15 protein-coding genes are annotated in these 15255 nt (G+C 50.4%); 10 read left to right on the top strand and 5 right to left on the bottom strand.

What is annotated here, in order from left to right:
* Window positions 1-22 precede the first annotated feature (22 nt).
* The 5 genes from EHW58_RS14090 to dnaA all read right to left on the bottom strand — a co-directional run bounded on the left by EHW58_RS14090 (window position 23) and on the right by dnaA (window position 6579).
* Window positions 23-400: a VOC family protein gene (locus EHW58_RS14090; RefSeq protein WP_046074842.1), complete on the bottom strand. Its 378-nt coding sequence runs from the start codon at window positions 398-400 to the stop codon at window positions 23-25.
* Window positions 401-559: 159 nt separating this feature from the next.
* A complete protein-coding gene (gene gyrB, locus EHW58_RS14085) occupies window positions 560-2977 on the bottom strand; it encodes a DNA topoisomerase (ATP-hydrolyzing) subunit B (RefSeq protein ID WP_077579396.1) in 2418 nt (805 codons plus the stop codon).
* 18 nt (window positions 2978-2995) lie between these two features.
* Window positions 2996-4075: a DNA replication/repair protein RecF gene (gene recF / locus EHW58_RS14080; RefSeq protein WP_152797090.1), complete on the bottom strand. Its 1080-nt coding sequence runs from the start codon at window positions 4073-4075 to the stop codon at window positions 2996-2998.
* A 3-nt stretch (window positions 4076-4078) separates the two neighbouring features.
* Window positions 4079-5179: a DNA polymerase III subunit beta gene (gene dnaN, locus EHW58_RS14075; protein ID WP_152797089.1), complete on the bottom strand. Its 1101-nt coding sequence runs from the start codon at window positions 5177-5179 to the stop codon at window positions 4079-4081.
* A 2-nt stretch (window positions 5180-5181) separates the two neighbouring features.
* Entirely contained in the window at window positions 5182-6579 is a 1398-nt protein-coding gene (gene dnaA / locus EHW58_RS14070) for a chromosomal replication initiator protein DnaA (RefSeq protein WP_046074846.1), read from the bottom strand.
* Window positions 6580-6947: 368 nt separating this feature from the next.
* Here dnaA and EHW58_RS14065 point away from each other — a divergent pair, with 368 nt between their 5' ends.
* The 10 genes from EHW58_RS14065 (at window position 6948) to mioC (ending at window position 14964) form a co-directional block, all read left to right on the top strand.
* Window positions 6948-7700: an amino acid ABC transporter substrate-binding protein gene (locus EHW58_RS14065; RefSeq protein WP_046074847.1), complete on the top strand. Its 753-nt coding sequence runs from the start codon at window positions 6948-6950 to the stop codon at window positions 7698-7700.
* Between the two features lie 58 nt (window positions 7701-7758).
* The gene (locus EHW58_RS14060; RefSeq protein WP_046074848.1) at window positions 7759-8430 is read left to right on the top strand and encodes an amino acid ABC transporter permease; all 672 of its coding nucleotides are present in this window, start codon (window positions 7759-7761) and stop codon (window positions 8428-8430) included.
* Window positions 8427-9173, top strand: coding sequence for an amino acid ABC transporter ATP-binding protein (locus tag EHW58_RS14055; RefSeq protein ID WP_152797087.1), 747 nt, complete (start codon window positions 8427-8429; stop codon window positions 9171-9173). Before EHW58_RS14060 ends, EHW58_RS14055 begins: the two co-directional genes overlap by 4 nt.
* A 209-nt stretch (window positions 9174-9382) precedes the next feature.
* Window positions 9383-9517, top strand: a complete 135-nt coding sequence (rpmH, locus tag EHW58_RS14050; protein ID WP_025672864.1) for a 50S ribosomal protein L34 — start codon at window positions 9383-9385, stop codon at window positions 9515-9517.
* Between the two features lie 13 nt (window positions 9518-9530).
* Window positions 9531-9902 (top strand): ribonuclease P protein component, encoded by a 372-nt coding sequence (rnpA, locus tag EHW58_RS14045; protein WP_046074850.1) that lies wholly within the window; start codon window positions 9531-9533, stop codon window positions 9900-9902.
* Window positions 9854-10114, top strand: a complete 261-nt coding sequence (gene yidD / locus EHW58_RS14040; RefSeq protein ID WP_077456636.1) for a membrane protein insertion efficiency factor YidD — start codon at window positions 9854-9856, stop codon at window positions 10112-10114. Before rnpA ends, yidD begins: the two co-directional genes overlap by 49 nt.
* A gap of 2 nt (window positions 10115-10116) precedes the next feature.
* Complete coding sequence (yidC, locus tag EHW58_RS14035) at window positions 10117-11730, top strand: membrane protein insertase YidC (RefSeq protein WP_152797085.1); 1614 nt, start codon at window positions 10117-10119, stop codon at window positions 11728-11730.
* Between the two features lie 99 nt (window positions 11731-11829).
* Entirely contained in the window at window positions 11830-13194 is a 1365-nt protein-coding gene (mnmE, locus tag EHW58_RS14030; RefSeq protein ID WP_152797083.1) for a tRNA uridine-5-carboxymethylaminomethyl(34) synthesis GTPase MnmE, read from the top strand.
* 150 nt (window positions 13195-13344) lie between these two features.
* Window positions 13345-14445, top strand: coding sequence for a GGDEF domain-containing protein (locus EHW58_RS14025; protein ID WP_052708062.1), 1101 nt, complete (start codon window positions 13345-13347; stop codon window positions 14443-14445).
* Between the two features lie 66 nt (window positions 14446-14511).
* Window positions 14512-14964, top strand: coding sequence for an FMN-binding protein MioC (gene mioC / locus EHW58_RS14020; RefSeq protein WP_046074853.1), 453 nt, complete (start codon window positions 14512-14514; stop codon window positions 14962-14964).
* Window positions 14965-15255: the final 291 nt, after the last annotated feature.

The following is a 15255-nucleotide window of genomic DNA, read 5'->3' as shown; positions in this document are numbered from 1 at the left end:
TCTTAAGCCCCCTCCCATCATATTAATCAAGCGGCGCTACGCGCACTAAATGCCCATCAGGGTCTTGAATCACGAAGGTTCGGCCAAACACATCATCGTAAGGAGCTTGCACAACATTGATGGTTAGGTTGTTCGACCATTGGTCAAAAACGGCATCAACGTCATCATTGGTAGGCACCATAATGCCAATTTCACTCAGTCGCGTCATCGAGGGTGAGGGCTGCTCGCCGCCTGTCCACAACGCAAATAAGGCATCTCCCTGCTCAGAGGCAGAAAACGCCACATACCTGGGACTGGTAAAGACAGGATCACATTGAAACAGTTGCTGATAGAAACCCACAGAACGGTCAATATCAGAAACATAAACCAATTGGAGATTAGCGCGCGTTTTTATAGACATCAGGCTTCCTATCATTTTGTCGTTAAGGGAATGATAAGTGTACTCGCGCTAAAAACACTGTATATAAAAACAGTTACATATTGAGGTTTGCCTCCCAAACAGGCATGAAAAAGGCCAGCAATGCTGGCCTTAATTGTTGATAAATAGTTGATTTATCACTTATACATCGAGGTTTTCTACTTTCAGCGCATTGTTTTCGATAAACGCACGACGTGGCTCAACTTGATCACCCATCAAGGTGGTAAACAACTCATCCGCGGCAACCGCATCCTGAATCGTCACCTGCATCATACGACGACCTTCAGGATCCATAGTGGTTTCCCAAAGCTGCTCTGGGTTCATCTCTCCCAAACCTTTATAGCGCTGACGAGACACACCACGGGTTGACTCTTTGATTAACCAGTTGAGAGCTTGCTCAAAGCTCTCTACCGATTGCGTACGTTCACCGCGCTTAACGTACGCCCCTTCATCCAGGAGATCATTTAAGGTTTCCGATAGGCTTGCGATTCGACCGTACTCTTTCGAGTTCAGGAAGTCATAGCTCACTAAGTATTTATAATCGACACCATGGGTGCGCACCACCAGCTCTGGCACCCATACCTGATGCTCTTCATCGAGTCGGCATGATGCCTGATACTGGCTTTCACCCGTCGACTTACGATTCAAAATCCCAACAATGTTTTCTACCCATTGCTTAGCTGCCCACTCGTCGCGCAGGTCATCGACTGACAAACGCGGTTGATAAAGCAGCTCATTGAGTAGCGCGGCGGGATAGCGACGCTTCATACGCTGAATCAGCTTGAGGACACCATTGTACTCTTTCACCAATTTCTCAAGTGACTCGCCGTGCATCGCTGGCGCATCTGGGTTCACGAACAATGACGCATTCTCCAACGCCAATGCCACCTGATACTGCTCCATCGCCTCGTCATCTTTGATGTATTGCTCTTGCTTGCCCTTTTTCACTTTATAAAGCGGTGGTTGAGCAATATAAATATAGCCTCTCTCAATCAGCTCTGGCATTTGGCGATAGAAGAAGGTCAGCAGCAAGGTACGAATATGCGAGCCGTCGACATCCGCATCGGTCATGATGATGATGCTGTGATAACGTAGCTTGTCCGGATCGTACTCTTCCCGGCCAATCCCGCACCCCATTGCCGTGATCAGTGTCGCCACTTCTTGCGAGGACAACATCTTATCAAAACGGGCTTTCTCGACGTTGAGGATCTTACCTTTGAGCGGCAAAATCGCTTGGTTCTTACGGTTGCGCCCCTGCTTGGCTGAGCCGCCTGCAGAGTCACCCTCCACAATGTAGAGTTCAGATAGCGCCGGATCTTTTTCCTGGCAATCGGCAAGCTTGCCGGGAAGGCCAGCTAAATCCAACGCGCCTTTACGACGCGTCATTTCACGTGCTTTACGTGCCGCATCACGCGCACGGGCAGCGTCAATGATCTTGGTACACACTACTTTCGCATCGGCAGGGTGCTCAATGAGAAAGTCTGATAAGTGGCTGCTCATGGCGGATTCAACCGCCGATTTCACTTCCGATGACACCAGTTTGTCTTTGGTCTGGCTGGAGAACTTGGGATCCGGTACTTTCACCGAGACCACCGCGGTCAAGCCTTCACGGGCATCATCGCCAGACGTCGCGGCTTTGGCTTTTTTGGAATAACCTTCTTTGTCCATGAAGCTATTGAGCGTACGTGTCAATGCGCCACGAAAACCCGCAAGGTGAGTACCACCATCGCGCTGCGGAATATTGTTGGTAAAGCAGTAGATGTTTTCTTGATAGCCATCGTTCCACTGCATCGCCACTTCAACGCTAACCCCGTCTTCCCGAGTATGCTCAAAGTGGAAAACGGATGGGTGGATGGAGGTCTTCTTGTTGTTGAGGTGTTCGACAAACGCGCGGATGCCCCCTTCGTATTTAAAGTGATCCGCTTTGTCTTCTTCGCGCTCGTCAATTAACTTGATGGAGACACCCGAATTAAGGAAAGACAACTCACGCAAGCGCTTGGCAAGCACGTCATAGTTGAAGTTGATATCAGAGAAAGTCTCTTCACTTGGCCAGAAACGAATACGGGTACCGGTTTGGTCGGTCTCACCCATTTCAGCCAGCGGTCCTAGAGGCTCACCGTGCGCAAAATTAAGCTGGTGAACATGGCCATTACGCCAAATAGTCAACTCGAGTTTTTCTGACAAGGCGTTGACCACCGATACCCCCACCCCGTGAAGGCCGCCAGAGACTTTATAAGAGTTGTCATCAAACTTACCGCCGGCGTGGAGGACGGTCATGATCACTTGTGCGGCCGATACACCTTCTTCCTCATGAATATCGACCGGGATACCACGACCATCGTCGCGAACCGATACCGAGCCATCCTCGTGGATGGTCGCCACGATATCATTACAATGTCCGGCCAGTGCTTCATCGATCGAGTTATCGACCACCTCAAACACCATGTGGTGCAGGCCGGTACCATCGTCGGTATCGCCGATATACATTCCCGGACGCTTACGCACGGCATCCAAGCCCTTCAGTACCTTGATACTCGATGAATCGTATTCGTTGGACATTGAGTTACTCTCGCTTATTTATCCTGCGTTAATTTTGCCATGTTCCACATGAAACATCTTACTATTTTCGTCGCAAATTTCCGCGACTTGATCGGCACTAATGGCGCTAACAAAAACCTGAGCCCCAATGCGGGTCAACTCACTGGCCAATAGTGCTCGCCGGCGACTGTCTAATTCGGAGGCAAAGTCATCGATTAAGTAGATACAAGCGATACCTTGCTCCTCGCTATACAACTGGCCTTGTGCAAGCCGAAGTGCACATACCATTAATTTTAACTGTCCGCGCGATAGCACATCATCGACTGGCGTACCTGCCACCTTGATGCGCAAATCGGCTTTATGCGGCCCTGATACCGTGTATCCCATTTGCTGGTCGCGCTCAAAGTTCGCCGCCAACAATGCCTGATAGTCTGCGCCTCGCTCCCATCCTTGATAAAAACGAAACTGGATGGAAAACTCGGGAAGAAATGCTTGGCATAATGCGGTCGCTCGCGCGGAAACCGCATCAACGTAAGCCTGACGCCATGCGCTGATTTGTTCGGCAAGGCGTGCTAGTTCCGTATCCCATACTTGGATATCGCCATAGTGGCGCGCTGTTTTCAACGCGGCGTTGCGTTGCTTCGTTAGGCGCTTCACTCGTGTCCAAGCTTCAAAAAAACCTGGCTCAGAATGAAACACCCCCCAATCGATAAACGCACGACGAAACTTGGGCCCATCGGTTAATAACTCAAAACCTTCAGGGGTGATCAATTGCAATGGCAGCACTTTGGCCAGGGCCACCAGCTTTTGCCCTTTTTCTTGACCGATTTTAACATCTGCACTGCCGTCTCGGCGCTTTTGAATGCCGACCGGAAGCAAGATCCCATCTTGCGTTTTTACTCGACCATGTACCGTAAGATTGGGTTGCTGATGACGAATCACTCGGCTGTTAAGCACGCTACGAAAGGAGCGCCCATGACCGAGAAAGTGGATGGCTTCCAATACACTGGTTTTACCACTGCCATTGGGGCCAATTAAAAAGTTAAAGCCTGACGACAACTCAATATCGCAGGCTTCAATATTTCGAAAGTCGTGGACGACCAGTCGTGATAGCGCCATAACCTAGAGGCGAATTGGCATCACAACATACATGGCGTCTTCGCGATCGCAGTCCTCAATCAAGGTACTGCCCACCGCGTCTGTCATCGAAAAACGCACCTTGTCACAACGTAAAACATTGAGCACATCGAGCACGTAACTAACATTAAAACCGATTTCGATTGGCTCACCTTGATAGTCGACTTCCAAAAACTCTTCCGCTTCTTCTTGCTCAGGGTTGTTGGCGGAGATACGCAGCTCGCTACCTTCAATATTCATTCGCACGCCGCGAAATTTCTCGTTCGATAATACCGCGGCTAATGACAATGCTTGCTTGAGCTCAGCACAGTCGACCTCAAGCGTTCGGGAAGTGGATTGTGGCAACACACGCCGATAATCAGGAAAGCGTCCATCAACCAATTTAGAGGTAAAGGTCACATTGCCCACCACCGCACGAATATTAGACGCGCCAATTTGGATATTCACCGGGTGCTCGCTATCATCGAGCAAACGCGCCAACTCACTGACGCCTTTACGTGGCACAATCACTTGTTGTGCGGGCAACGCCTCTTCCATGGATAAATGACACACCGCCATCCGGTGGCCGTCCGTCCCAACGGTGCGCAGCGTATGCCCATCGGTTTCGAATAAGAGTCCATTGAGGTAATAGCGTACATCTTGGTTCGCCATCGAAAACTGCGTGGCGTCAATCAGATGACCCAGCTTGCTTTGCGGTACTTGTAAGCTCACTTCGGCATGCCAGTCTTCGATGTTGGGATAATCTGAAGCCGGTAAGGTCGATAATGTAAAGCGGCTTCGTCCCGCTCGCACCACCACGCGGTCACCTTCTTGCGCCACAGTGATACGAGCTTCGCTATGTAAGCCTTTGATGATATCCATAAACTTACGCGAAGGCACAGTGATCGCCCCATCAAGATACTCACCGTCCAGCGGTGCGGTGGCATTGAGCTCGACCTCCATATCGGTCGCCGTCAGCTTGAGTTGCTGCTCCGACACTTCAATCAATAGGTTACTTAAAATCGGCAAGGTACTACGCCCGCCTAGTGCCCCAGTAACTTGCTGAAGTGGTTGAAGTAATTGCTCACGCGTAAGAGTAAATTTCATAATTAGGACGACAACGTTCGAATCAGGTTAGAGTAGTCTTCTTTAATATCGTGACTTTCTTCACGCAGCTGCTCAATCTTACGACAAGCATGCAATACGGTGGTATGGTCACGACCGCCAAATGCATCACCAATTTCCGGTAAGCTGTGGTTGGTCAGCTCTTTTGCTAGCGCCATCGCCATCTGGCGGGGTCGCGCCACCGAGCGAGACCGACGCTTAGACAACAAGTCTGCCATCTTGATTTTATAATATTCAGCCACGGTTTTCTGGATATTATCAATGGTGACCAACTTTTCTTGCAAGGCGAGCAAATCCCGCAACGCTTCTCGGACGAAATCGATGGTGATCGCACGACCGGTAAAGTTGGCATTGGCGATCACGCGGTTAAGCGCCCCTTCAAGTTCACGCACGTTAGAACGTAGTCTTTTCGCGATAAAAAAGGCCACTTCATCAGGCAAACGAATGGCATGATCTTCCGCTTTTTTCATTAAAATCGCCACCCGGGTTTCCAGCTCTGGCGGCTCAATCGCGACGGTCAGCCCCCAGCCAAACCGCGATTTTAAGCGGTCCTCGACCCCGTTGATCTCTTTGGGATAGCGGTCGGAGGTGAGAATGATTTGCTGGTTACCCTCAAGCAACGCATTAAAGGTATGGAAGAATTCTTCTTGCGAGCGCTCTTTGTTGGCAAAGAATTGGATATCATCAATCAATAGCGCATCGACACTGCGGTAATAACGCTTAAACTCTTCGATAGCATTATTTTGCAGCGCTTTCACCATATCTTGCACAAAGCGCTCTGAGTGCATGTACACCACGCGCGCATCCGCTTTGCGATCAGAAATGGCATTACCCACCGCATGCAACAAGTGCGTTTTACCTAAGCCCGTTCCGCCATAAAGAAAAAGGGGATTATAGGCCGCCCCCGGGTTATCCGACACCTGACGCGCGGCTGCCAAGGCTAACTGGTTCGATTTACCCTCAACAAAGTTATTGAACTTGTGTTTGGGGTTGACGTTGGAGCGATGATTAACATCCGATTGCACCGGTGAGGGAGCAGGCTCCCACACTCGTCCTTGCGGCGGCGCTGGCGCCGCTTGTTGCGGAGCGGGCGCAGCAGCAGGCCCGGCAGGGGCAGCTTGTGGCGTTGCGGCAACCGGTTTGCTCCCCACCTCAAAGCGCAGCATGGGTACGTCGACACCACAAAACTCGTTCAGTAATTGATTAATTTGATGCAGATACTTATCTCGCACCCAATCAAGCACAAAACGGTTTGGGGCAAAGAGGGTCAACGTATTGTCATTGAGCTCGGCTTGAAGTGGCCGTACCCACATACTGAATTCTGTCGCAGGTAAATCATCTTGAAGACGTTCAAGACACTGCAACCAAAGCGATGATGACACGTTTGACTCCACGCAGTTGTACCGAAAAGAGAAAGGTCACAATGGTACTCCTGTCGCGCCCAGATCGCTACCCACAAGATCCCGAAATCAGTGAATAAGATCCGAGTTATTCACATAGATCCCACAGAAATACGTGAGATCGCCACAGCAAACCCATGTTTTACTCACAAGAATAGGATCAGATTGGCCAATGATCCTGTTCTTTCCTTGTGCATAATTTTGATCAATGTGGGGTTTATCCCAGGAATTACACGACAACTTCGGTGAATAAGTTATTACTCATAACAAGAAGGTATTTCTCGCCTGCCACTGCCACCCTCTATATTACGCACCTTATCAATATCGATGTGGTTACTACGGAGCTTTTCATGACTAAATGGTTCATCAACGCCCTGCTCAGCGTGAGCATGATTCTCACTGCCCCCGCCTTTGCTTCTGAAACAGTAAAAGTGGGCATGTCTGGCCGCTACTTTCCGTTTACGTTTGTTAAACAAGACCAGCTACAAGGTTTCGAAGTCGATTTGTGGGATGAGATTGGCGAGCGCAACGACTACGATGTGGAGTATGTCACCGCTAACTTCTCAGGACTGTTTGGTCTGTTACAAACCGGCCGTATCGACACCATTTCAAACCAAATCACCATCACCGATGAGCGCCAAGCGAAATATCTATTCACTGACCCGTATGTGGTGGACGGCGCACAAATCACGGTTCGTAAAGGCAATGATGCCATTAACTCGGTCGCCGATCTGAAGGGTAAAACCGTGGCCGTTAACTTAGGCTCGAACTTTGAACAACTGTTGCGTGAACACCCAGCCGCTGATGATATCAACATCAAAACCTACGAAACCGGGATTGAACACGATGTGGCCTTGGGTCGTGCTGATGCCTTTATTATGGATCGCCTCTCCGCGCTACAATTGATCAAAGAGTCAGGTCTGCCCCTACAATTAGCTGGACAACCTTTTGAAACCATTGCTAATGCATGGCCGTTTGTCGACTCAGAGCGTGGTCAACGCTTACGTGATGAAGTCAATGCTGCGCTAAACGCGATGCGTGAGGACGGCACCTTGGCGGATATCTCAACCAAATGGTTCGGTGGCGATATCACTAAAAAGTAAGTGTTTACTTTCATTTAATAAGCCCGCGCAGGCGGGCTTTTTTGTTTAAAGGTCAATCATGGCGTTCGATTTTGATTACATGGCCTCCTTGTTTCCCCTGCTGCTGCGTTATTTGGGGATCACCATGGAGATGGCTGTACTGGGCCTCATCTTCGCCCTCGCCTTGGCAGTGGCGATAGCCTTGATTCGCGTGTTTCGCATCCCTGGGCTCAATGGTATTGCACAGATCTTTATTAGCTTCTTCCGTGGCACCCCGCTATTGGTGCAACTGTTTCTACTTTATTACGGTCTCCCTCAGGTCATCCCCGCCTTAGTGGGAATGGAAGCCTTTACCGCCGCAGTGATCGGAATCAGTCTGCATTTTTCTGCGTACATGGCCGAGTCAATCCGCGCCGCCATTACCGGGGTGGATCGCAGCCAGATGGAAGCCAGTCTGGCGGTGGGCATGACCACCCGCCAAGCGATGCAACGCATCATCTTGCCGCAAGCGGTGCGTATTGCCCTGCCATCGTTGATGAACTACTTCATTGATATGATTAAAGCCACGTCACTCGCCTTTACGCTCGGGGTCGCGGAAATCATGGCACAAGCGCAAATGGAAGCGTCATCCAGCTTCAAGTTCTTTGAAGCTTACTTAGCGGTGGCACTCATCTATTGGGCCGTGGTTGTGGCATTAACACGCGTTCAGTATTGGGCAGAGGCACACCTTAATAAGGCGTATCAACGATGATAAAGATAGAAAAGCTAAAAAAAATCTATCAAGGCGTTGCGGTGCTCGACGGCATCGACCTCACTATCGACCGAGGCGAAATAGTTTGCATTATTGGTCCTAGCGGCACCGGTAAATCGACCTTATTGCGTTGCATTAATTTTCTCGAGCGTGCCGAGCAAGGGATCATCGAAATCGGGGAGCAACGCGTTGATAGCGGCAATATGGCCACCCGTAAGCAGGATATTCTGGCGTTGCGGCGTCAAACTGGCTTTGTTTTCCAAAATTATGCGTTATTTGCTAACCTCAATGCTCGTGACAACATTGCCGAGGGGCTGCGCACCGTTAAGGGATGGGCGAAAGACAAAGCCCGTGAGCGTGCCCAGCAAATTCTCGATGATATTGGGCTTGGCGATAAAGGGGATCATTACCCGGCCTCTTTATCGGGTGGACAACAGCAACGGGTTGGCATCGGCCGGGCGATGGCGCTGGAGGCTGAGCTGCTGCTGTTTGATGAGCCCACGTCAGCCCTCGATCCAGAGTGGGTTGGCGAAGTGTTGGCGTTGATGAAAAAGCTCGCCACTCGCCACCAAACCATGCTGGTGGTCACCCATGAAATGCAGTTCGCTCGCGATGTGGCGGATCGGGTGGTATTTATGAACGACGGCCATATTATTGCCCAAGGGACACCGAATTGGTTATTTAACCAATGCGACGATCCCCGTTTGCATAAGTTTTTGAATCAAGTCGGGATCGCTCCCTAGTCGACGATCGCTTGGGGATCGATCCTTGCGATCTGTGCCCAAGTGCTTATAATTCACCGCCCGGAGTGGCGTCGGTTAGTGATTGACTAATCGTTAGTCAATGGCTACAATCCGCCCTCTTTGTTGAGAGGCGTCGGAGTCAAGCCTAGTGCTACCCTCCCACGTCGGGTTAACAAACCTAACACTGATCAGTAATAAAGGTAGAAACCATGAAACGCACTTTTCAACCTTCAGTTCTAAAGCGTAAGCGCACTCACGGTTTCCGTGCGCGCATGGCGACTAAGAACGGCCGTAAGGTCATTGCCGCTCGCCGTGCGAAAGGCCGCAAGCAGCTTTCTAAATAATCCGCAGTGATTTGTGAATAAGCTCGCTTATCCTCGGGAGTTACGTCTGCTAACTCCCGAACATTTCAGTGCCGTCTTCCAGCAACCGCATCGCGCCGGTTCGCCGCACTTAACTATACTCGCCAGAAACAACCCACTCGGCCATCCACGTCTCGGTCAAGCTGTACCGAAAAAGCAAATCAAACTTGCTGTTGATCGCAACCGCTTTAAACGTGTGGTCCGCGAAAGCTTTCGTTTACGTCAACATCAACTGCCGGCGAAAGACTTTGTGGTGATCGCGAAAAAAAGTGCTAACAACCTAAGCAATCAAGCGCTGCGAGACGAATTGGACAAGTTATGGCAACGTTTGTCGCGACCGCCGCGCAAAAAGCGCTCATCGCGCTGATTCGGGGATACCAACTGGTTATAAGTCCACTTATTGGACCACGATGCCGGTTTACACCAACCTGCTCTCACTACGCCATCATGGCGATTCAATCCCATGGTGTGATAAAAGGGTGTTGGTTGGCAGGCAAACGTCTATTAAAATGCCACCCTTTGAATGATGGCGGTTACGATCCTGTGCCGCCTTGCGACCACCATAACAGAGACAATTAACAATGGATTCCCAACGCAATATCCTGTTGATTGCCCTATTGTTCGTTTCTTTCATGCTTTACATGGAATGGAACAAACCAGACTCCCCGCAACCGCAGGGACAGGGCGTTGAGCAGCAGCAAACCACTCACAGTGACGTGCCAAGCAGCAATGACGGTGATACCACGTCTCTTGATGCACAGCCTGTCTCTGACAAGCTTGTCACCATCAACACTGACGTTTTAACACTGAAAATTGATACGCAAGGCGGTGATGTTGTCCACGCCGAGCTCCCGCAATATGATGCGGAGCTGGATTCTGACAACGCCTTCACGCTGTTGCACAGCAAACCTGATCATACCTTTGTGGCACAAAGCGGCTTAATTGGTGCCAACGGCATCGATACGGCAGAGGGACGCGCACAATACCAGGTGACGCAAAACAACTTCTCGCTCTCGGACGATCAAGACACCCTACGGGTGCCAATGACGGTTGAGAAAGATGGCATTACCTACACCAAAACCTTCGTGTTTGAGCGTGGTAGCTATGCGGTGGATGTTGAACACACTATCAACAACCAAACCGATGCCAACGCCAGTGTCACTATGTACACCCAGCTTAAGCAAAACTTGCTGGACGATGGCGGCAGTTTGACCATGCCGACTTATCGCGGTGGCGCCTACTCCACCGACGACAAGCGTTACGAAAAGTACAGCTTTGATGATATGCAAAGCAAAAACCTGAACGTGACGTTTGACCAAGGTTGGGCCGCGATGATCCAGCACTACTTTGCTACCGCGTGGATCCCACGGGCGGACAATAATGTGCTGAGCACCCGTACCACGGCTCAATACGGTTATATCCAAACCAAGACCCGCGATACCATTGCCGCTGGCACCAGCAAGACGCTGACAGCAACCTTATGGGTCGGTCCGAAACTGCAAGAACAAATGGCCGCGGTGGCACCAAGCCTGGATTTGGTGGTCGACTACGGCTGGCTATGGTTTATCGCTAAACCGCTGCACTGGTTGCTCTCCACCATTCAAACCTTTGTGGGGAACTGGGGTCTGGCCATCATCATGCTAACCTTCATCGTGCGTGGCGCCATGTACCCGCTCACTAAAGCGCAGTACACCTCGATGGCGAAAATGCGCATGCTGCAGCCTAAACTGCAAGAAATGAAAGAGCGTATCGGTGACGATCGTCAACGCATGAGCCAAGAGATGATGGAGCTCTATAAGCGTGAGAAGGTCAATCCGCTTGGCGGCTGTCTGCCATTGGTTCTGCAAATGCCGATCTTTATTGCCTTGTACTGGGCACTGATGGAGTCGGTAGAATTGCGCCATGCGCCATTCTTTGGCTGGATTCAAGACTTGTCGGCACAAGACCCATACTATGTGCTGCCGCTGTTGATGGGTGCATCCATGTTCTTGATTCAGAAGATGAGCCCCACCACGGTCACCGATCCGATGCAGCAGAAGATCATGACCTTTATGCCTGTGGTCTTTACGTTCTTCTTCTTGTTCTTCCCATCCGGTCTGGTTCTATACTGGCTGGTATCGAACGTGGTCACGCTTATCCAACAGACACTGATTTACAAGTCGTTGGAGAAAAAAGGCCTGCATTCACGCTCGTAACTCAGGCCGCGTCACGTAATAATAAAAAGGCGACCCGGTGGTCGCCTTTTTTGTCGTTTATGGCCTAAAGGCCTGTAATTCAAATAAAGAGTGTGCACTATGGCTCAAACCGACACTATCGTGGCACAAGCCACTGCAACTGGCCGCGGCGGCGTAGGGATTGTCCGCGTGTCTGGCCCGCTCGCCCATGAGATTGGTACAAAAATGACGGGACGTGATCTGGCGCCTCGTCGTGCAGATTATTTGCCCTTTCTCGACCAAGAGGGTCAACCTATCGATCAGGGCATTGCTTTATTCTTTAAAGGCCCTCATTCGTTCACAGGCGAGGATGTGCTTGAACTGCAAGGCCATGGTGGCCCAGTGATCATGGACATGCTTATTCAGCGCATCAGTGCCTTTTCTGGGGTGCGTGCCGCACGACCCGGAGAGTTCTCCGAACGCGCGTTTTTAAACGACAAACTGGATTTAGCCCAAGCTGAAGCCATTGCCGACTTGATTGATGCCAGCTCCGAGCAGGCCGCCCGCTCGGCCTTGCAATCGCTGCAAGGGGCCTTCTCTAGTCAGGTGAATGCGCTGGTGGAAAAAGTGATTCACCTGCGTATTTACGTTGAAGCCGCAATTGACTTTCCCGATGAAGAAATCGACTTTCTCTCTGATGGCAAAGTCGCCAGCGATCTCACGCAGATTATCGAGCACCTCGCCACATTGCGCAAAGAAGCCAACCAAGGGGCGATTATGCGTGAGGGAATGAAAGTGGTGATCGCAGGCCGCCCCAACGCCGGAAAATCAAGCTTATTGAATGCCTTATCAGGGAAAGATAGCGCGATTGTCACGGATATCGCCGGTACGACTCGGGATGTCTTGCGTGAGCACATTCATATTGACGGTATGCCTTTGCACATTATTGATACGGCAGGGCTACGCGATACCGCTGATGAGGTCGAACGTATTGGTGTCGAGCGGGCATGGGATGAAATTGAGCAAGCCGATCGCGTCTTGTTTATGGTCGATGGCACCACTACCAACGCCACTCATCCTGCGGAAATTTGGCCAGACTTTGTTTCACGTTTACCTAAAGCGATGGGCATGACAGTGATCCGCAACAAAGTCGATATGACCGGCGAGCCAATGGGACACGATAGTAACCATGATCCCGCACTCATCCGCTTAAGTGCCAAAACGGGCGACGGCATGGACGCATTACGTCAGCACCTCAAAGCCTGTATGGGCTACGCCGGCGGCAGTGAAGGCGGATTTATGGCGCGTCGCCGTCACCTCGACGCGCTTGCTAATGCCGCACATCACTTGGACATCGGTCAGGCGCAGCTAGAAGGTTATATGGCCGGCGAGATTTTAGCAGAAGAATTACGCCTCACTCAGCAACACCTCAATACCATCACCGGTGAGTTCAGTGCCGATGATTTGCTGGGGAAAATTTTCTCTTCATTCTGCATCGGGAAGTAATTATCCCCAACCTGATCACGGGATCCTTCTACTAAGGATCCCTTGTAATACCTCGTCTGATCCCCTTTATCCTCATTATTCGATCGTAAGTTATCCACGTAGTTTTCACCATGATCAGCTACGCTTTAACGAGGTGTGGATGGAGGTACTATGCTGGCAAGTTTTAACCCGATCTTATCAATAGGCCTGAGTGAACATAATCAACTGATGCGGCATCAGATCCGCATGACCAATCTACTCACGGTGATCTGCGTGGTTGGCACGATCATTTTCTCCACCATGTACTGGCTTGCTTTCCAAACCCCGATCGCGGCTTGGCACAACGTCAGTTACGCCTTTTTGTACGCGGCAACCTGGCTGTTGATGTGGTCAGGACGCTGGTATATCGCTCGGTACTACCTTTTTTTCATGTTTTTTGCCCAGCAGTTCATCATGTCTTACTGGGTGTTTGCGGCACAAAGCCAGAACGAACTCTTGTTACTGGTCTCGCCCACTATCGTCTTATTGCTGTTTGACCCCAATGAGCGTCTGGCGCGTTACGGGCTATCACTGACAGCCATCGGCTTAATGTTTTCCATCCAGGTATTACCCACACCCGACCCCTTGGTGAACCTTTCCACCCTAAACAGCAAAACCATTTACCTTAGCGTTGTCCTGATATTTATTGCCTTATCAGTGATTTTAATGGACTTTTATCTCCATGATCTCTACACCCTCAACCGGCAGGCACGGCAGTACATTCAGCGCGAGCCCCTAGCGCAAACATGGAATGCAACCCAGTTTTATCGCCGACTGAGCACGGAGTGCCAATCATCGACCGACAAGCCGATCGCAATCCTTTGCATTAATATTGATCATTTTCAGCATTTTAATACGCAACATGGCCACTCTATTGGTGATCAAAGCTTACAGTTCCTGGCCGGCCTACTTCATCGTCATCTACCACGCGATGCCCTACTTAGCCGCACTCACGCCGATCAGTTTTTAGTCATGCTAAAAGAAAATGATTGCGCCGATGCCCCAAAATGGGCGGTTAAATGTTATCACGCCATCGCAGAGACCCCCTTTACCTTTCATGGCGGCGCCCATGCATTCACCGCCTCGATAGGCATCGTTCAGCACTTTTCCGGAAACGGTCAAGCGATCGAGTTAATTGACCAAGCCTGCCAAGCCATGACGGAGGCGAAACAAGCGGGCGGCAACCAATGTGTCTGTCAACTTAGCCAGATGACGGCTAGCCAAGCGGTTTAAGCGGAGATTGACTCCTTGAGGTAAGGTCGAAATACTAGGGATGAATACCTTAACGATGAGGAAAGCATGGCAACTATCACTATTATTACCGGCAGTACCCTAGGTGGCGCTGAGTATGTCGGCGATCATCTCGCAGATCTCTTGCAAGCAAAAGGCCATCACCCTCAAGTGGTCAACGAGGGGCTCATTGATGATGTGCTCGGTGCCTCTACCCTATTGATCGTCACGTCAACCCATGGCGCAGGGGACTTTCCAGACAGCATCGCTCCCTTAATGGAACAACTGATCACCGAGCGCCCGATGCTACGCGACGTTCACTATGGCGTGGTCGGGATTGGGGACTCGAGCTACGACACGTTTTGCGAAGCAGGCATGAAAGCAGACGCGTTATTACAAGACTTGGGCGCAATCAAAGTCGGTGAGCGCATTGATATCGATATTCAAGCGCATCCGGTCCCAGAAGATGAAGCCGAACGCTGGTTAACAGACTGGGAACCACAACTTCACGCGCTCAAGTGAACAAAAAACAACCAACCTAACTGTGGATAACTAAGGAATAACCCAGTGATCTTCCTTTAGTTATCCATTTAATACTTTTCAACCCCTGCCCCCTATGTGGATAAGTACCCATTTTGATCCCAGGTGATACAGGATCGGATCCAAGGCCACCCACAGAAAGTGATCGTTTCAAGATCCTTGATCTCTATGATCTTTTTTTAGTTATCCACTAAGATCCCTTTCCCTAATAGTAGATCTAACAAAGGATCTATATAAAGATCTTATATATATAAAGCCAATGCGCTCTAACGA

Origin of the sequence: Salinivibrio sp. VYel1, from assembly GCF_009377945.1 — a bacterium.
Classification (GTDB): Bacteria; Pseudomonadota; Gammaproteobacteria; order Enterobacterales; family Vibrionaceae; genus Salinivibrio; species Salinivibrio siamensis.
This window is presented reverse-complemented; position numbering and strand designations above follow the sequence as displayed.